The organism is Sporosarcina obsidiansis, assembly GCF_009651005.1.
GTDB lineage: Bacteria > Bacillota > Bacilli > Bacillales_A > Planococcaceae > Sporosarcina > Sporosarcina obsidiansis.
Map to the genome: position 1 here is coordinate 1 of NZ_WHVW01000022.1, position 18,141 is coordinate 18,141.

The 18,141-nt window shown below is 41.3% G+C and carries 20 protein-coding genes and 1 pseudogene; 16 read left to right on the forward strand and 5 right to left on the reverse strand.

What is annotated here, in order from left to right; all coding sequences use genetic code 11:
• Together GD002_RS14750 and GD002_RS14755 are read right to left on the reverse strand one after the other, a co-directional pair.
• Positions 1–193 (reverse strand): annotated as a pseudogene (locus GD002_RS14750) (hypothetical protein); the annotation flags it as partial.
• Complete coding sequence (locus GD002_RS14755) at positions 190–1,569, reverse strand: M20/M25/M40 family metallo-hydrolase (protein ID WP_153733130.1); 1,380 nt, start codon at positions 1,567–1,569, stop codon at positions 190–192. The pseudogene GD002_RS14750 and the gene GD002_RS14755, both read right to left, overlap by 4 nt.
• A gap of 235 nt (positions 1,570–1,804) precedes the next feature.
• On the opposite strand from GD002_RS14755, the gene GD002_RS14760 reads away from it, so the two are divergent.
• From GD002_RS14760 to GD002_RS18220, 11 genes are all read left to right on the forward strand, one after another.
• Entirely contained in the window at positions 1,805–2,455 is a 651-nt protein-coding gene (locus GD002_RS14760) for a GntR family transcriptional regulator (protein ID WP_153733179.1), read from the forward strand.
• Between the two features lie 25 nt (positions 2,456–2,480).
• Positions 2,481–3,413 carry a malonate decarboxylase subunit epsilon gene (locus GD002_RS14765; RefSeq protein WP_153733131.1) on the forward strand — a complete coding sequence of 311 codons (933 nt, stop codon included), beginning with the start codon at positions 2,481–2,483 and terminating at the stop codon, positions 3,411–3,413.
• A gap of 13 nt (positions 3,414–3,426) precedes the next feature.
• The gene (gene mdcA / locus GD002_RS14770; RefSeq protein WP_153733132.1) at positions 3,427–5,079 is read left to right on the forward strand and encodes a malonate decarboxylase subunit alpha; all 1,653 of its coding nucleotides are present in this window, start codon (positions 3,427–3,429) and stop codon (positions 5,077–5,079) included.
• Positions 5,039–5,926: a triphosphoribosyl-dephospho-CoA synthase gene (locus GD002_RS14775; protein ID WP_330583388.1), complete on the forward strand. Its 888-nt coding sequence runs from the start codon at positions 5,039–5,041 to the stop codon at positions 5,924–5,926. Before mdcA ends, GD002_RS14775 begins: the two co-directional genes overlap by 41 nt.
• Positions 5,927–5,962: 36 nt before the next feature.
• Positions 5,963–6,259, forward strand: coding sequence for a malonate decarboxylase subunit delta (locus tag GD002_RS14780; RefSeq protein WP_153733133.1), 297 nt, complete (start codon positions 5,963–5,965; stop codon positions 6,257–6,259).
• Positions 6,252–7,937 (forward strand): biotin-independent malonate decarboxylase subunit beta, encoded by a 1,686-nt coding sequence (mdcD, locus tag GD002_RS14785; RefSeq protein ID WP_153733134.1) that lies wholly within the window; start codon positions 6,252–6,254, stop codon positions 7,935–7,937. The genes GD002_RS14780 and mdcD overlap by 8 nt, the downstream gene beginning before the upstream one ends.
• Complete coding sequence (locus GD002_RS14790) at positions 7,928–8,545, forward strand: malonate decarboxylase holo-ACP synthase (RefSeq protein WP_153733135.1); 618 nt, start codon at positions 7,928–7,930, stop codon at positions 8,543–8,545. Before mdcD ends, GD002_RS14790 begins: the two co-directional genes overlap by 10 nt.
• 293 nt (positions 8,546–8,838) lie before the next feature.
• Positions 8,839–9,003, forward strand: coding sequence for a transposase (locus tag GD002_RS18215; protein ID WP_408020098.1), 165 nt, complete (start codon positions 8,839–8,841; stop codon positions 9,001–9,003).
• Positions 9,004–9,018: 15 nt separating this feature from the next.
• Positions 9,019–9,201 (forward strand): hypothetical protein, encoded by a 183-nt coding sequence (locus GD002_RS14795; RefSeq protein WP_153733136.1) that lies wholly within the window; start codon positions 9,019–9,021, stop codon positions 9,199–9,201.
• A gap of 55 nt (positions 9,202–9,256) precedes the next feature.
• On the forward strand, positions 9,257–9,454 hold the full coding sequence (locus GD002_RS14800; RefSeq protein WP_153733137.1) for a hypothetical protein: 198 nt from the start codon (positions 9,257–9,259) through the stop codon (positions 9,452–9,454).
• A gap of 88 nt (positions 9,455–9,542) precedes the next feature.
• A complete protein-coding gene (locus tag GD002_RS18220) occupies positions 9,543–9,845 on the forward strand; it encodes a transposase (RefSeq protein ID WP_408020099.1) in 303 nt (100 codons plus the stop codon).
• Between the two features lie 18 nt (positions 9,846–9,863).
• On the opposite strand, the gene GD002_RS14810 is transcribed toward GD002_RS18220, so the two are convergent.
• Positions 9,864–11,897 (reverse strand): subtype B tannase, encoded by a 2,034-nt coding sequence (locus GD002_RS14810; protein ID WP_153733139.1) that lies wholly within the window; start codon positions 11,895–11,897, stop codon positions 9,864–9,866.
• 276 nt (positions 11,898–12,173) lie between these two features.
• On the opposite strand from GD002_RS14810, the gene GD002_RS14815 reads away from it, so the two are divergent.
• The 5 genes from GD002_RS14815 to GD002_RS14835 all read left to right on the forward strand — a co-directional run bounded on the left by GD002_RS14815 (position 12,174) and on the right by GD002_RS14835 (position 16,336).
• Positions 12,174–12,899 carry a PIG-L deacetylase family protein gene (locus GD002_RS14815; protein ID WP_153733140.1) on the forward strand — a complete coding sequence of 242 codons (726 nt, stop codon included), beginning with the start codon at positions 12,174–12,176 and terminating at the stop codon, positions 12,897–12,899.
• Positions 12,899–13,597 carry a 4-carboxy-4-hydroxy-2-oxoadipate aldolase/oxaloacetate decarboxylase gene (locus GD002_RS14820; RefSeq protein ID WP_153733141.1) on the forward strand — a complete coding sequence of 233 codons (699 nt, stop codon included), beginning with the start codon at positions 12,899–12,901 and terminating at the stop codon, positions 13,595–13,597. Before GD002_RS14815 ends, GD002_RS14820 begins: the two co-directional genes overlap by 1 nt.
• 26 nt (positions 13,598–13,623) lie before the next feature.
• Positions 13,624–14,517: an NAD(P)-dependent oxidoreductase gene (locus tag GD002_RS14825; RefSeq protein ID WP_153733142.1), complete on the forward strand. Its 894-nt coding sequence runs from the start codon at positions 13,624–13,626 to the stop codon at positions 14,515–14,517.
• Positions 14,518–14,534: 17 nt separating this feature from the next.
• Positions 14,535–15,509 carry a catechol 2,3-dioxygenase gene (locus GD002_RS14830; RefSeq protein ID WP_153733143.1) on the forward strand — a complete coding sequence of 325 codons (975 nt, stop codon included), beginning with the start codon at positions 14,535–14,537 and terminating at the stop codon, positions 15,507–15,509.
• Positions 15,510–15,694: 185 nt separating this feature from the next.
• The gene (locus GD002_RS14835; RefSeq protein WP_153733144.1) at positions 15,695–16,336 is read left to right on the forward strand and encodes a GntR family transcriptional regulator; all 642 of its coding nucleotides are present in this window, start codon (positions 15,695–15,697) and stop codon (positions 16,334–16,336) included.
• A 107-nt stretch (positions 16,337–16,443) separates the two neighbouring features.
• Here GD002_RS14835 and GD002_RS14840 read toward each other — a convergent pair whose 3' ends face one another.
• Positions 16,444–16,824, reverse strand: coding sequence for a RidA family protein (locus GD002_RS14840; protein ID WP_153733145.1), 381 nt, complete (start codon positions 16,822–16,824; stop codon positions 16,444–16,446).
• Between the two features lie 35 nt (positions 16,825–16,859).
• Positions 16,860–18,140, reverse strand: coding sequence for a TRAP transporter large permease (locus GD002_RS14845; RefSeq protein ID WP_153733146.1), 1,281 nt, complete (start codon positions 18,138–18,140; stop codon positions 16,860–16,862).
• Between the last annotated feature and the right edge of the window lies 1 nt (position 18,141).

Genomic DNA, 18,141 nt, shown 5'->3' on the forward strand with positions numbered 1-18,141 from the left:
TACCATCTTGAACAAGGATTCGCCCGCTCTCAGAGTCTTCCACTCGGTCAAATTCACCAGCAGGCACGATGTATGTTAGGGCTACCGTGGCCAGAATGATGATAAAGATCAGTGCAAATACATGAGGTACTTTGAAATTAGAGCCCACGGTTTTGTTCTTTTGCTTCTTGTCTGCTATCGTTTCAACTTTCAATTTAAAACCTCCCCGTTACGATGTTTGGCATGTTCACCAAGTGCATGAATGACATGACATGTGCATTGAATGCCATTTAAAAAGTACTCGATATCTAAATTTTCATTGGGCGAATGATTTCCCTGGTCAAAATTCGCATATGGCATAATAATGGATGGCACGCCCAAAATTTTCGTCCATACATAGTCCGGCAGTGAACTGCCTAGGCTCGGCTGGACGAGGGGTTCCTGTTGATACACATTTTGAACAGCTTTCGTTACCACTTTCACAATCTCAAGATCAGAAGAGGTTCTGGATGGCTCCATAGCGGAGATGAATTCGATTTCAATATCCGGGTCGTGCGCTTTTACATGCCTCTGAATTTTGTGGAAAATATCCATGGGATCCTGATCGACTACGAGACGCACATCCATCTTCACTATGGCGGTGGAGGGGATAATCGTTTGTATTCCATCGCCTGTGTAACCACTTTGTATTCCATTAATATTAAATGTCGGTTCCATTGTGAGCTTGTGATAATAGGTCTCGCCATTCATATCTAAATACGGATACCCTACTTTATTCCCAATATCTTCTGCATCGAATGGCAGCTTTTGCAGTAGCTCCTTTTCTCGCTTAGAGGGTGGAAGAATATGATCGTAGAAACCTTCGACTAAAACCCGTCCATCTTGAGCACACATAGTTTGCAACAAATTGATGAGCTTCCAAGCTGGATTTGGAAGAATGTTTCCTGTGTTACCTGAATGATTTTCTCGATCTGCGCCTTTTGCTTTTAATTCCAGATCAAGACAACCTCTCGTACCTAACAAAATGAGGGGCGCCCCACTATTGTGTGAAGAACCATCAGATGTATAAACAAGATCGGCTTTTAGAAGTCCTTTATGTTCTCTGACAAAAGAAGAAAGATTTGGACTCCCTATTTCTTCTTCGCCTTCGAATATAAATTTAATATTTATCGGTAAATCTCCATAGACCTTCATATATGTTTTTAGTCCAAGTAATTGAGCTATAAGTTGTCCTTTGTTATCTCCAGCCCCCCGACAATAGATTCGACCATTCCGGATAGTAGGTTCAAAAGGAGGGGATAGCCAATCGTCTATTGGTTCTGGGGGTTGTACATCATAATGTCCGTAAATTAGAAGAGTGAAGTACTTTTCGTCTTTCACCAGTTCACCATATACAACAGGATGCCCGTCAGTCTGCATGATTTGGGTTTCAATACCGATTTCCTCCATCATTTCCTTTAGCAATTGTGCACATTCCGTAATCCCCACGTTTTGTGTACTAATGCTTTTTTGTCGTAAAAGAGTAAATAATTGTTCGAGATATTCTTCTTTTCTGTTACTCAGTTCTTTTTGAATTTTGTCTAGCGTCATGGAAATGCCCTACTTTCTACAGTGAATAATGTAATGTAATCGCTTACCAAAGTGAGATTTGCGATAAAGAATACAGTCGACTATATTCTGAGTCATATAATAAAACATGAGAATTGAAAATGCAACATAATTTTAAAATATTCTAAAAATGTTGAAATGAGAGTTAATAGAATATATAATTATAATCGACAGTCGACTATAATTAAATTTTGGGAGGAGAGATATCGTGGGATCGATGAAATTTGCGAACAATGCATTATCAAATACAATTGCGAAATACATAACAGAGCAAATTATTACCGGTGAACTCCAGCCAGGTGAAAAGTTAGTGGAACATATTTACGCAGAAGAGTATGGAACCAGCCGTGCACCTGTACGTGAAGCAATTTATTTATTGGATATCGAGGGGTTGGTCGAAAGAATTCCTAGGAAGGGGGCTGTAGTCAAAGAGTATACAGCTAATGAAATCTATGACTTACTTGAAATTCGGAATATGCTTGAGAATATGGCGATGGATCGCATTAAAAAGTATGGTCCAGATTTAGAGTTGTTGGAAGAAATGAGACAGCTGCATGACAAGATGAAAACGGGTTCCGATGTCCGATCGTATACCCAATTGAATCACTCGTTTCATATGTGCCTTATCAAGATGAGTAAGAGTGAAACAATCAAAGATATGTATTTACGTCTTGGAACGCCATTGCTAAGAATTCAAAGCTTGTCTTTCGGAAAAGAAGGAAATATTGAGAAGTCCGTTAAAGAACATGAAATTATTCTTAAGTTGTTAGTAGAAAAAAATATGGCGGAATTATCGGCTGTTTTGAAACAACACAATGAAGATGTGATTTCCAGCATCCAAGAGAAGTTTCATTCGAAAACAGAGTAAGGGAGAACGTGCGAGGGGGGACGTCATGAGATTAGCTTATCTATTTCCCGGACAGGGTTCCCAAAGACCAGGGCTTCTACATGAACTTCCGAAGTGTGAAGCAGTGGAGGAGATACTAGAAGAAGCAAGTGATCTTCTGAATGAAAGTGTATACAATTTTCATTCAGAAGAGATGTTGGGTTCGACAAAAGCTGTCCAGATTGCTCTTTTGACTTCCGGAGTGGCAGCATATAAAGCATTTGAGATAGATGGAAACAAGCCAGACTTTGTTGCAGGGCATTCAGTTGGTGCATTCGGTGCAGCAGTGGCAGCAGGTGTGCTTGAATTTAAAGATGCATTAAAGTTAGTGGAGTTACGTGGCGGATTAATGGAACAGGCATACCCGGAAGGTTACGGCATGGGGGTTGTCCTTGGGTTAGAAGCACACCGTCTTCAGTCAATCATTACAAAATTCATGGATGAAAAGCAACCAGTTTTCATGTCTAATCAAAATGCTCCCGATCAGCTAACAATATCGGGTACTTTGCAAGGTGTGCAAAATATATTGGATGAAGTACAGAAACATGGAGCACGCTGTACCTCCATGTTAAAAGTTAGTACTCCCTCGCATTGTCCTCTTTTGTCTTCTGTTTCAAACGAACTTACGGAAGCTCTTCATAAAATTTCACTTAGTAAGCCAGTTGTTCCGTTTGTCGGCAATCGTAGGGCACGTTTGCTGTTCCATCCCGATGATATTCGCCAAGATTTGGCGGATAGTGTGTCTACCGCTGTTCAATGGCATGACGCTTCAACGGTGCTATATGAGAATGGTGTTCGGCTGTTTATTGAAATGCCTCCTGGAAATGTGCTTACACGTCTGGCGAATCGAGCTTTTCCGGATGCGAAAGTCCTGTCCGTAACGGAAAATGGATTTGACGATTGCTTATATATTTTGGAAAAAAATCGACGAAAAAAGTGAAGGGGGAAACGTTATGATGCATACAGAAAATCTTAAAAGAGTGTGGACTACTAGACTTGATGCAAAAGAAAAGCGAAAATCCATTGTCCGCAATCTCGTAGATGGGCTGGTGATACCAACAGACCGCATCGTGGAGGTGATGGAAAAACTCATCCGACCTGGTGATCGAGTCGTACTGGAAGGAAATAATCAAAAGCAAGCTTCTTTTTTATCAGAAGCACTTGCGCAGGTTAATCCAAAGCATCTATTTGATTTACATATGATCATGTCCAGTATCTCAAGACCAGAACATTTGGATCTGTTCGAACGAGGCATTGCCAATAAAGTGGATTTTGCGTATGCGGGTCCTCAAAGTTTACGAATGGCACAAATGGTGGAAGATCGAAAGTTGTCGATAGGGGAAATTCATACTTACATCGAATTATATGGTCGTCTTTTCATTGATCTCATTCCATCCGTGGCCCTGGTCGCTGCAGATAAAGCGGATCGATTCGGCAATTTGTATACAGGGCCGAATACCGAAGAAACTCCGACACTCGTTGAGGCAGCTGCATTCCGTGATGGCATCGTAATTGTTCAAGTAAACGAATTGACGGATGAGCTCCCGCGCGTCGACATTCCAGGTTCGTGGGTCGATTATGTTGTCGTTGCGGATGAGCCATATGAATTGGAACCTTTATTCACTCGGGATCCCAGACATATTACCGATATTCAAATTTTGCAGGCGATGATGATTATCCGTGGAATTTACCAGAAACATGAAGTGCAATCTTTGAATCATGGTATTGGGTACAATACGGCCGCGGTCGAGTTACTGTTACCGACGTATGCGGAATCATTAGGGCTTAAAGGGAAGATCTGCAAACATTGGGCGTTGAATCCCCACCCGACGATGATTCCTGCGATAGAAAGCGGGTGGGTGGAAAGCATGCATTGTTTTGGCGGGGAAGTTGGTATGGAAAAATACGTAGAAGCAAGACGTGATGTGTTCTTTACAGGTGCTGATGGCAGTATGCGTTCCAATCGGACATTATCCCAAATGGCAGGGCAGTATGCGGTGGATTTATTCATTGGGTCAACGCTGCAAATGGACGGAGCAGGAAATTCCTCTACCGTGACGCGCGGAAGGCTAGCTGGATATGGAGGAGCTCCAAATATGGGACATGATCCTGGAGGCAGACGCCATTCAACACCTGCTTGGTTAAATATCATGACATCGGAAGATTCGTTGGCACGTGGTAAAAAGCTAGTTGTGCAAGTGGTGGAAACATTCCAAACTGGCAATAAACCAGTCTTTGTCGAATCACTGGATGCGATTGAAGTGAAAAAAGATACAGGGTTGGCGATCGCACCTGTCATGATTTATGGCGACGATGTTACACATGTTGTGACAGAAGAAGGCATTGCATACTTGTATAAAGCAGATAGCATGGAAAAACGACGAGAAGCGATTGCGGCGATTGCTGGCGTCACAACGATTGGACAGACACTAACGTCAAACAAATTAGACCAACTACGGCAAGAGGGGTTGATTGCACTTCCTGAAGATTTACAGATTCGTCGATCAGATGCAAAGCGTTCGTTATTAGCCGCGAAAAGTGTGGAAGAATTGGTGGAGTGGTCAGATGGATTATATGAACCTCCTGCAAAATTCAGAAGCTGGTGAGTGGGTGATTGGTATGATTCAAGAAAAGCATATGTATAGCCGCTTTATCGCGAATATAGCTTGTCGTTCATTGATAGAAGAAGTGGAATTGACACCCAAACCTGGACTGGTAGACAGCGAAAATACGGGAGCACATCAAGATTTAACCCTTCAATTGATGCGGAAGTCTGCTGAATCCTTAGAAGAGACATTTGAAGAAATTGCTGTGGTCAGCTATGGACACCACCCATCGCAAAAGATACGGGAAGAAATTGCAGCGATTGGGCGTGTCGGAGAACAAAGAATGTTCGAAGCGACTGGTGGTGTGAATACGCATAAAGGTGCTATTTGGGCACTCGGTCTTCTTGTTTCTGCAACCTCTATGGGAAAAGGTATGTATACTCTGGAGAAAATACTTGAAATTGCAGGAGTAATCGCTCGTTATTCAGACCGATATTGCCCAGGCTCCTTATCGAATGGCAGAAAAGTTATTGCGAAATATAATGTGAGTGGAGCAAGAGGAGAAGCACAACTAGGTTTTCCTCATGTTTCGCATTATTCCTTTCCTGCCTTACGGAAAGCCAGAGGAAAGGGGATGAGTGAAGAAGAGGCTAGGCTGTCTGCACTTCTTTCATTAATTGCCCATTTGGATGATACCTGTATATTGCATCGTGGTGGATTAGAAGCATTGTCTTTTGCGAAAGAAGAGGCGGCTTCCATATTGACAGATGGCAATTTTGATCTGATAACGGCTCTTGATCAGGAATTTATCAAGCGAAATATTTCTCCGGGGGGCAGTGCAGATTTACTCGCTGCCACTCTGTTCTTGGATAAAATCAGATCCTATAAACCAGTCAGTAGAGAATGAAATCTCATGAGTAGATAAAACTAGGAGGTGCTTCATTTGGAGAGTTTCTTATTTACTCTTCCTGCTACAATAAAGATTCGTCGGCAAGCGCATGTTGGTGTTGTCGGCTCGGGAGATTTGGAGATCATTTTAGAACCAAATGATCAGGCAGTAGCAGAAATAACGATTCGGACGGGTGTCACGGGACACCAAGCTTCATGGGAAGCGGTGATACAACGTTTTTTTAAACAACATGATTTAGCAGCGAAAGTAAAAATTAATGATTTTGGAGCGACACCAGGAATGGTCGCTGTGCGTCTGGCTCAAGCAATGGAGGTGTGTTGTTATGATTAAAACCTTAAAAACTAGTTTCACCGAATGTAGTGGGCGTGAACGCACGGTTGAATTACTGGATGCCGAACAGTATAGAGAGTTGCTTGGCCCCTTTGATGGATTTGAGTCACCCCATTTAGAAAAGCAAGGCATCATTCCACAAAGTGACGATGGAGTGATTGTAGCGAAAGGCACAATAAATGGTCATCGAGCGGTTATTATTTCAATAGAAGGAAAGTTTCAAGGCGGAGGAATTGGCGAAGTATCAGGTGCGAAAATTGCCGGCACATTGGAACTGGTGCTGAAGGATTGTGTAGCAGGTAAGAAGACCATCCCCGTTCTGATTTATGATACAGGTGGTGTAAGGCTACAAGAAGCAAATTATGGCTTGTTGTCGATAGCGGAAATTAGCGCTGCTATGGTTGCCCTCCGTCGTCATGTCCCTGTGATTGGTGTCATTCCAGGGAAAATCGGTGCATTTGGTGGTATGTCCATCACAGCGGGATTGTGCAGTACCCTACTCATGACAAAAGAGGGGCGTCTTGGACTAAACGGACCGGAAGTCATCGAGCAGGAAGCGGGGATACGAGAATTTGATTCGAGTGATCGGCAGTTGATCTGGGGAACCATTGGCGGAGACCAGCGTACGGCTGCTGGCTTTGCGGATCTGTTGATTGCAGACGATACAGATGCGGTAAAAGAAACTATTACTTCCGTCATCACTGGTGAGATCTCATTTTTACAAAGAACTGAACAAGTTAATCGGTATAAAAATTTTTTAACGTCAGTAGATCCAAAGCACCGTATTTCATTTGAAGAGGTACGCACATTGTGGAATCAATCAGGAGAAACGTCCACTGTAGAAAGACATCGTTCGAACGTAACTAAATCTAATGGCAGAGGTCAGACATGGTTTGATTTATTACGGGGTGATGCCAAGGAAGTAGGCGATCTACCTTCTGTCAGAGTTGCCGACGGTATTATTGGAGAGAATAGAGTTCGTTATATTGCGGTTGTGCCAGATGCGGAAAATTATTTTCCACGTGCTCGAAATGGAGAGTTAGGTTTGCTAGAAGGTTGGTCGATTGCGGAACATGTTAGGGAAGTAATTACAGCGGATCGGAATGGTGACAAACAGGCGATCGTTGTAATTGTCGATATGCCTAGTCAAGCTTACGGGTACCACGAGGAACTGCTTGGAATTCATCAGGCATGTGCGGCAGCAGTGGATGCCTATGCGTCTGCGCGTTTGGCGGGTCACCCTGTCATTTCATTCATTCCAGGGAATGCGATTTCAGGGGCCTTTTTATCTCATGGGATGCAGTCCAGCCGTATCATTGCATTGAACGACCCAGGCGTTAATGTACACGTTATGTCCAAGCAGTCCGCAGCACGTATTACGCAAAGAAGTTTGGAAGAATTGGAAGTAGCAGCGAAAAAAGTTCCCGCTATGGCCTATGATGTGGATTCATTTGAACAGCTAGGTGCTCTCTATTCATTGGTCGGAGATGTAGAAGCCGATACGCCACAAGTGAATGATCGGGATCGTATATATGTGGAAATCAACAGGGCGATTGAAGATGTGCAGAGTAGCAAATCAAATGATCTAAGCGTACGATTAACGTCTGCACTTGCAAAAGCCGGTGGACGCGCTGCAGCGATTTCCGTACGGGAAGAGCTTTATGCACAATGGACCTGAATCCACATGATCTGCTGGAAATCAAATGCATTAGTGATTTGATCAGCTATTCACCGTTGCCGGATTGGGTGGAATCCTCACTCAACCAGGCTCCTTTCGTAGTTGTGAGGCGCGCCCGTGCGGAAGAAGGACTAGTTTCTGTTGGGATCCGCGGGGAAAAACGAAATGAGCGATTTGCCGCTTTCCTTCCTATCAAACAAATCCAAAAACAAATTACACCTGAACAGTTGGCGGCCAGTGAGAACTGGAAAGGGTCTGCAAAAGAGCTTTTTCGTCATATGGATGAAGTCAGTCTTTTGATGAAAAAGCATTCCCTCACTTGGGGTCCGACGGGTAGTGTGGGATTTGAATTGGCGAGTCGGAAAGAAACGGTTACAGAAATGAGTGATTTGGATCTACTCATTCGTGCTGATGGAAGATTTACGCAAGATTTTTGCCGAACTATAAATTACGATTTGAAAAAAGTCCCTATAGCGATCGATGTGCAGGTGGAACTTCCGGAAGGTGCTTTTTCATTACATGAAATTGTAACGACGCAGGAAGAAAAAATTGTACTTCGAACGATGAATGGTCCGATGCTGAGACGGATTTATTTAGAACTTAAATAAGGTGAATGGAAAATGACTTTCTGCGGCAGACCCTTTTTATTTACTAAAAATGAGATACAAAAAATCGTCGCATCTAGTAAAATGAAAGTAACCAAACCACCATTTTAAAAGGGCGATTTTATGTGCAATCCGAAGATTACTTCTAATAAGCATACCACCCAAATCACATTTTTTTATAGACAAAAGAAATCGGTTCAACACGTAAACGGCAAGTAGCTCCCACGTTTAAATCGTATAATAACCACCAGAGTTTCGTCGTTTTTGATCTGTAGGAATTCATTCCCCTGAACTATTTGGTCCGGAGTTCTTACCAACCTAAAATAATGTTGAAGGTAGATCCTCTAAGCTTACTCACAAAAAGCTATTCGTGTCGAGGGATCGAGAAACAGCTAAATAAAAGTCTTCCAGCTATGTGGTTGGCCGCTCAACAGAAACCAGATTTCCATCACAATAACTAGTTTCGTGGGACACGCTTGAAAGACGTGATAGATGAATTATTTGAACCCGTGATTCTAAAACTCATCGAAGACAACTATATTTCGATGAAGAATTATTTCTGGAACAGGACTGAAATGGAAGTGAATTCCAATGGGTATTCATTTGTATGGAAGAAATCTATGCTTCGTTTTGAAAAGAAATTGAAAGAGAAATTCTAAGAAACCCTTCATCACATTCATGCTCTGACACAGGAAGAAGATTGAATTAGGTGAAGTGGCCGAAGAAGCAACGCCTACCCAGCTCCTCGATATAGCCGAGCGTTTAGAAGACAAAGTCGACACACTGACTGAAGAATTAGATTCTACATCAGATATGCTGACACGAAAAGCGCTGCGTGTACGCAGAAGTGCACACAAGAAACCTGTTAAGCAGATTCGAACTGATTTCATTCCACGTCTGGAGAAATATTAAGCGCATCATGACATCTTTGTGAATCGCCAAGTACACTTTAATCCCAACTTCGAAGAAATGAAAGCGAAGGCCGAAACAGCCCTTGAATGTGAAGCGAATCAAACGATCTACTAGAAATGATAAAAACGAGATAGAAAGTGCGTTCAGTCATATCAAGGGTAATCGGGTTTTTCGCAGATATCTCTTGTGGGGACTTGATAAGGTTCTTGTGGAATTCGTGATTGTGGCATTAGCCCACAATCTCTTGAAAGTAGCGGGGATCCGTTCGCTACTTCTCTTAAAAAAGCCGAAACAAAGAAAAACAAGTGAGGAAAACCAATTGGTTTTCCTCACTTGTTTTATTTTAGGGACTTATTGGACAGGCCCTACTTTTTTGAAGTGCGTTTGTTAAAAATAACTTGAAGAGATATTAATTTGATTTACCTGCTTTGTTTGCACGTACAAGGAAGGTTGCGAATTGACCGCGGGTGACAGAGTCATGCGGATTGAAATTATTAGATGTGGTTACTTCATGACTTGCAAGAATCTTAATGTAATTCTTATATTGGGATGCTGCAATCTCTAAGTCATCAGGCTGCTTGGTAGAATTATCGGTCTGTTGTAATTGGAAAGTATGCACAAGTATTTTGGCCATTTGTTGTCTGTTTATTAAGCTTGATGGGGTGGCATTGCCCTCATGGTCACCATCAAAAAATCGTGCTTTTTTAACGATTAAAGAAGAAATGTATAATTCTTGGTCTGGATATGTAGCAGGAATATCATGAAACGGACTAACTCCTGTAATATCGTAGCTTGAAATCGTTTGTTCGGTTCTTTTCAATTCATACTTTGCGAGCGCTTTTATTACGTGTCCTCGAGTTAGTTGCTGATCAGCTCGGAATGTGCCATCTGGGTAACCATTTAAGAAGCCTAAAGTAGTGGCAGTTAAAATGTTTTCAATATGAGTATTTTCTTTTGTCAAATCGCTATATGAAGTTGATTTCTTTGCGATACCGTCAATCCAGGAGAATAGCTCGTCTAAATCATAGTCACCGCTATGTCCAACATCCCATGGCAGACTGAAGTCAACTTCATAACCTTCATTTTGTAGCTTAGTTGCTAAAATAATCGGTATAGCTAAAGAAGTATCCCGGTCTATGGCACCGTGACGGATACGCCAAAATGATGAAGTGTTTGCAGTGCTATCTTCAATATATTCCATCGGATTCATCATCTTTACTTGCTGTGGGTCTGCTAACGAGTTTGCATTAGTACTGTTTGAATAACTATAAAAGGTGAAATGTTGTTCATTTAGTTTAGATGTCCCAAATAAAGTATTCTCCCAGCTTGACGCATCTAACCCATCAAATGCAGGTGGAGTTTTCATCCGGGTTGCATAGGATATAAATGCATCTATATCCAGATCAGTTACCTGTCCATCATTTATAGTGAGCCATTCATAAGCTGTCAAGTCTGTTCCTCTACCGATAGCCTTTTGCGCAGATTCTATAATAAAGGATTTTACATATTCTTTGAACGAACCGTTCCCATCAGAGTTAAGAATTAGGAAAGTACCTTGTCCTGATGCATGTAATTCTAAACTATTGACATACTCGGGAAACATAGATTTAAGTTCGCTGGAAACTTTCCTATCTTCTTTTGATAGAGTACCTGTCCTCTCTCCCCATTTCCAATCATTAATTCCATTAAATAGCCACTCATATGCCATGTCTGCGTGCTCTAAATTGGTGATTGGACAGTAGCTGGAAACAGCGAAAATATCGTCTCGATTATTGGCTGCACCTATTTCTTTTAAATAAGGCTCAAAGTCTTTGTGATTACCAGACGCGCCTAGCAGGGAAGTGAGTGCCCCGCCAGCACTGGTTCCATTGGCAATAATTTTTTCTGTATCACCCGGCATGTTTTCATTATTGTGACGAAGATACCTGACGGCAGCTTTTAAATCTACGATAGCTGCAGGAGCTTTACCGATATACTTTCCATTTTCATCTTCAGTAGTACGACCTCTTGCGCCTGGAGAAGCAACTACATAACCTTGAATTAATGCCTGAGTGACAGAGTCTTTTTTCTCATCTGCCGGCTTGGCCTGATTATAACCGCCAACTATATTAGGAAGAAAGATAGGTGCTGAATCTGCAGTATATCCATTAATAGAGTTTCCGCTGAAATACTCCTCCGGAATATAGATGTTCATCGATTGGAATTCAGGGTTTACAGGATTTGCAACATACACAACATTCTCATATGCGCGATAGGCAATTGTCTTGCCTCCAACTGTTACAGTTCGTAACGTATAGTTTGTAGAATCGAAATTCAAGTCTACAACCTCCTTTAACTTCAATTGCTGTGATTGAACATAGTTTGCATCTACTGAAAGTGAAAATAAAGAAGAACTTGTTAGAAATATAGCTAATGAAGTACCAATGAGTTGATTTTTTTTCATAGTTTTCCTCCCTAGTATATTAAATATCATTACCAACAAACAACAAAATCTCCCCCCTTATTGAATTTTAGATCAACAATAAAAATATCATAATTGTTGAACAATTTAAACTAGTATATAAACTTAATGGGAAACTGTCAACAGTTAATCAGAATCTAAAAATTTTTCAATTCAATTCAAATAATTCATATAAATTTCTTGACATCAGCTTATCAGAAAGATATTATGTAATCAATATTGATCAACAATATTGATCTATTAAATAGGAGGTATAGTATGAAAAATACTACATTACTTGTATTCAGTGCACATGCAGGAGACTTTGTATGGCGGGGTGGCGGAACAATTGCGAAATATATTAAGAATGGAGCAGATGTACATTTAGTTGTCATGAGCTATGGAATCCGTGGGGAGTCAAACGATCTCTGGAAAATCGAGGGACAGACTAAAGATGGAGTCAGAGAAGCGCGTAAAGCAGAGATGGAAAAAGCCGCCAGTATTTTAGGGGTGAAGAATCTTGAACAATGGGATTGGGATGACTATCATATGTATATTGATGATAATCGCCTAGACCGAATGGTCCGAAAAATCAGAGAAATACGGCCGGATCATATTTTGACACACGCAGAAGGTGATGCGTTCAACGCTGATCATGAATTAGTATCGAGAAAGGTTTTTGAAGCGAGTGTTCTTGCTAATTCAGCAGGTGTTCAAATAGAAGGATTGCCGCATACAAAACAACAAAGGATTTTCGGTTTTGAACCTCATCAAACAGAAATCAGCAGCTTTGCACCTGAAGTGATCATCGATATTACAGAAACATACGATTTAAAACGACAGGCAATGGAATGCTTCCAGGCCCAGAAACACTTAATTCAATATTATAGTGATCGTGCATTCATGCGTGGTAATCACGCACGCAGATGTTCGGGTAACCAGGACTACCGCTACGCAGAATCATTCACCCGCCGATTCCCTTATGTTGGGGGCGAGTTTGTATAATGAATAAGTATGTTATAAAAAATATTGACCGCCCAAGTGAAGAACAAATCAAAAAAGCGGAAAAATATGATGTATCAACTGTTTATGAAGCTCAAGGGAAAATCGGGCTGATGGATCGTAGGATTCGCACTATACGAGATGGTAATTTCCTTGTAGGTCCTGCTGTGACAGTCGTTTGCCCAGCAGGCGATAATTTAATGATCCATGCAGCAATCGAGGTCTGCAAGCCGGGCGATGTTTTGGTAATAACGACAATTGGTGAGTCAGATGCAGGCATGATTGGTGAATTGATTGTTTCGGCATTGATGCGTCAAGGAGTAGTTGGAATGATTATTGACGCAGGAGTTCGCGATGTTGCACAATTACGAGAGATGGGTTTCCCTGTCTGGAGCCGTGCTGTGAATTCTAGAGGGACGACTAAGCAACGAGGCGGCCGTGTAAACTCGGATGCTGTTTGTGGTGGTGTGATTGTCAGACCCGGAGATTTGATTCTAGCTGATGATGACGGGGTAGTAGTAATTAAGCGGAAAGATATCGATGAATCACTTACAGCTTCTGAAAAGCGAATGAAAAAGGAAGAAGGAACAAAAGCGCGAATTGCAGATGGACAGTTTAGTCTGGACTTTTATGGCCTGAGAGAGGTCTTGGAAGAAGAGGGCGTAGTCTATCTCGATACTACAAATGATTTGAAAAAATAAGCTTTTCAAATGAAGAAGGTGATGTATTGAAGAAGAGAATCGGTTTTATCGGATTTGGTGAAGCGGCATCTCAAATATCTGAGGGGCTTCTGGCCGAAGGAGTAGCAGAAATCTGCGCTTATGATGCCAATCAGGATGATCAGAAATTCGGTCCGGCAATAAGGGGAAAAGCTAATGATTTACAAGTTGTTCTGAAAGACTCTCTACACAATCTGGCTTTGGAAAGTGACATCTTGATTAGTGCTACTAGTGCTAAGTATGCAATATCTGTAGCGAAAGAAATCAAGCCGTTTTTGACAGAAAATCATTTGTTTGTGGACTTAAATGCAGCTTCACCACAAGTCAAAAAAGAAATTAACACAATAATTGCTGGTTTAGCTAAATTTGTAGACGTTGCAGTCATGGAATCCGTACCTAAATTTCAACACCGAGTTCCTTTACTGGCCAGCGGCGAAGGAGCAAAGGAATTCGCACAATTCGGTAGTCATAATAAAATGGATATTACAGTAATTGATGAAGAACCCGGCAGTGCATCTGCAATAAAAATGATACGCAGCGTATTTATGAAAGGGTTTACGATGCTTTTAATTGAAACTCTAAGCGTAAGTGAGCAGTATGCGGTAACAGATGAAATTTTAGAGTCAATTGATCGTTCGTTGCGTGGAAACCACATCTATGAAACTTCTAATGGCTTAATTACAAGAACTGCAATACATGCGGAGCGTCGAGTTTCCGAAATGAAGGAAGTTATTAGCACACTGGAAGATCGGCGTGTAGACGTTACTATGTCTGAGGCAACAAAGACAAAACTTGAAATGCTCGTAAGGATTGGATTGAAAGATCACTTCCTGAATCAAATGCCTGTCGATTTTCAAGAAGTTATTAAAGCAATCCACTTAGCAAAACAATTTGATAGCTAATTAACGGGGGGATTATAATGGGAAAGAATGAACAATCTCGTGATCTTGCACATATTGGACACATAGAAATATTTACTCCTAAGCTCAATGAAAGCGTTCACTTCTTTAAAGAAATACTGGGAATGGAAGAAGTAGGTCAGAAAAATCGTTCTATCTATTTAAGAGCTTGGAATGATTATGAGTTATATAGTTTGGTTTTGACAGAGTCAGAACAAGCAGGTCTTGGGTGCCTAGCAATGCGGACACAGAGCGAAGAAGCGTTGAATCGGCGGGTGGGAAAGATTGAAGCTTCAGGTTATGGACAAGGATGGGTAGATGGAGATCTTGGTTATGGAAAGAGTTATCGATTCACGGATCCAGACGGACATCCAATGAAGATTTATTTTGAAACAAAAAAATATGAAGCTCCGGATCATTTAAAACCATCGTTAAAGAATCAACCTCAGAAACGTTCTTCACGTGGTGTTGCAGTAAAGCAGCTTGACCATATCAATCTTCTGACATCCCATATTAATCCTACTAGCACGTTCATGTGTGAAGTGCTTGGTATCCGGATGAGTGAGCAAATTATGTTGGATTCCGGCGAACAGGGCGGCGCATGGCATCACATGTCCAATAAAGCATACGAAATTGCGTTCACTAAAGATAATATGGGAGCTAAGGGAAGATTGCATCATATTGCTCTGAATGTAGAAGATCGTGAGTCTGTACTTCGTGCAGCGGACATCTTTTTAGATAATGATGTTTTCATAGAATTTTCACCGAGTAAACATGCCATCCAACAAACATTTGCAACGTATGTTTATGAACCCGGAGGCAATCGTGTGGAAATTATTACAGGCGGATACTTTATTAATGATCCGGATCGTGAGCCGATTACATGGACAGAAGCCGACAGGGCGAAAGGTCAGGCTTGGGGAAACAAAACTGTCCCGACATTCCACACATACGGAACGCCTGTAATCGCAGGGGAACTTGCAAGTAAATCTTAAAAAGATTCAGGTCCTGGACGAAGAACCACTTAAGTCCGGGACTTTTTGTGCTTTTAAGTATTCTAGAAGGTTAAACGATTTATCGGCTTATTATGTACGGCTGGCTGTACAGAAAGATATAGAGTAGTGATAGTCCGATAATATTGCTATAATTTAAGAAAGAGTCATGTTTAGGAGGAGTGCCTATGACCAGGCCTATGGATCTTGCTTATAAATTTATAAAAGATAAAATATTAGATGGTAGTTTTCGACCGTCCCAACGTCTGATTGAATTAGAGCTCTCAGAGCTGATTGGTGCCAGCAGAAATACGATTAAGAAAGCCTTATTGGCATTAGAAAAAGAGAACCTAGTAGAAATCCAAAAGAATAAAGGTGCGTTCGTAAAATCGTTTACTTTGGAGGAGATTATCAATTACTTGGAGATTCGTGAGGCACTCGAAGGATTGGTTGCCCGGACTGCCGCTAAACAAATTGATAAAGGGGCGCTGGAAAAGTTAAAGAAAGTACTAGATCAGATGCATGTTTCTTTGGAAGAACATCGTTTTGACGAGTACTCTGTCTTAAATAAGCAATTCCATAAAATAATATACGAAGCTTCGGGTAATCCACAGGCTGTAGAAATAATCGAGGCGATCAAAACACAACTAGCCAGATATCATTTTAGAACTATCTTGATACCAGGAAGAAATGAAAGTTCTTACGAGGAGCATAAGCAAATATTGTCTTCTTTACAAGCCGGCGATTCAGCAGCTGCAGAAAAGGCGGTAACGCATCATATTTCTAAAGTAAGTAATACTATTCGTGACAATTTCCCCCTGCTGACATAAAGGACACAGAGTTTTCAGTGTTGTTACAACTACACTCTTTGACAAGTGAAAACCACGCATGTGATAACGATTCCGTCGTCACATGCGTGGTTTTTATATAGATAGTATTATAGCACTGCAGTTAGTTCAATTTGAACTCTCAGCCCTTCTCGCAGGTCTTTCACGGATGTATGACGGGCAGGACGGTTATCTTCATGGGGAAACATATTTAGCCATTCTACATTGACCAGCTTTTTATATTCACGGTTGGTAACTGATACACTCAGATGAGCGATGTCGTCAACAGAGCCTCCTGCAAGCTTCATGATTTCATGCATGTAATGAAAAAGATTGGAGATTTCTTCCTCGACTGAATCTGGCATTTCCCCTGTTTCAGGATTTGAGCCGATCAAGGCGGATGTATAAACCATATTACCAACTTTTACAGCAGTTGGAATTGGATTTTGATGTTCTGATCCTCTAATTCGTAGTACTTCTCTTTTAGCCATATCTATATACTCCTTTCTTTGCATTCAAATTTTAGTTACTTACCCATCAACAAATTAGGCAGCCACAATGATATTTGAGGCAGGTAGGTCAGTAACAGCAAATCTAAGATTGCTACAATAGTAAACGGGATAATTGCTTTGATTAGCCGCTCTAGTTTTACATCAGCTACTGTTGAAGCGATAAATAAATTGGCACCCACTGGAGGGGTCAGCAAACCAATAGTGGCATTCAGACAAAGAATAACTCCAAAGTGTATGGGATCGATGCCATAAGCATGCACAAGAGGCATAAAGATTGGAAGAAGGATAACCATTACAGCTAATTCATCCAAAAATGTTCCAGTAATTAACAGGAACAAATTAATCAGCAACAAGAATACAAGAGGATTTGATGTAAGTCCGGCAATCATTTCAACGATTTTTTGCGGGATTTGTTCGAACGCAAGCACCCAACCAAAGAGACCGGCCATTGACATAAGCAACGTTACTACAGCGGTAGAAACTGTCGCATCAATAAAGATTTTCGGGAATGCCGAAAGCTTTAAGTTTTTATAGATGAACTTTCCAAAAATGATGGCAAGTACACAAGCGATGGCTGCAGACTCTGTAGCAGTAAAGACACCTGAAATAGTTCCTCCTATTATAGTTAAGGGGACAAACAAAGCTGGAATAATCTTCAGGAAACTAATCATTACTTCAGAAAATGGTGCGCGTTTAGCCTTGGGATAGTTATGTTTGAGACCTAATAAGGCAACTGTCAGAAAAAGTGATACTGCGATTAGGATTCCTGGCAACACGCCTGCAATAAACATTTTATTTATTGAAACACCTGCGCCTACTGCGTAGATAATGAACAGCATACTTGGCGGAATGATAGGCCCGAGAAGTGCCGCAGCCGCAGTTGTTGCTGCAGAAAAGGATCGGTCATACCCTTCCTTTTCCATTTGCGGTACCATAACCCTGCTCATCATAGCCGTTTGTGCGGTTGCCGAACCGATGATAGAGGCTAGGAATGTATTTGAGATGATATTGACATAAGCCAATCCACCTCGAAAATGTCCAACGAGCTTCTTTGAGAATTCAATAAGACGAACTGTGATTCCCGATTGGTTCATTAATTCACCGGCTAGCATGAACAAAGGAATCGCTAATAAACTGAAACTTTCAACCCCGGAATAGAGACGCTGGGGGACATTGCTAAACAGCCCTAATTGTGAAGTAACTAAAATGTAAATAATAGTGGTCAATCCTAGGATTAAAGAAATTGGTATCCCAATTGCGAGCATAATTATAAAAGCAACTAATGCGAAGCCCATT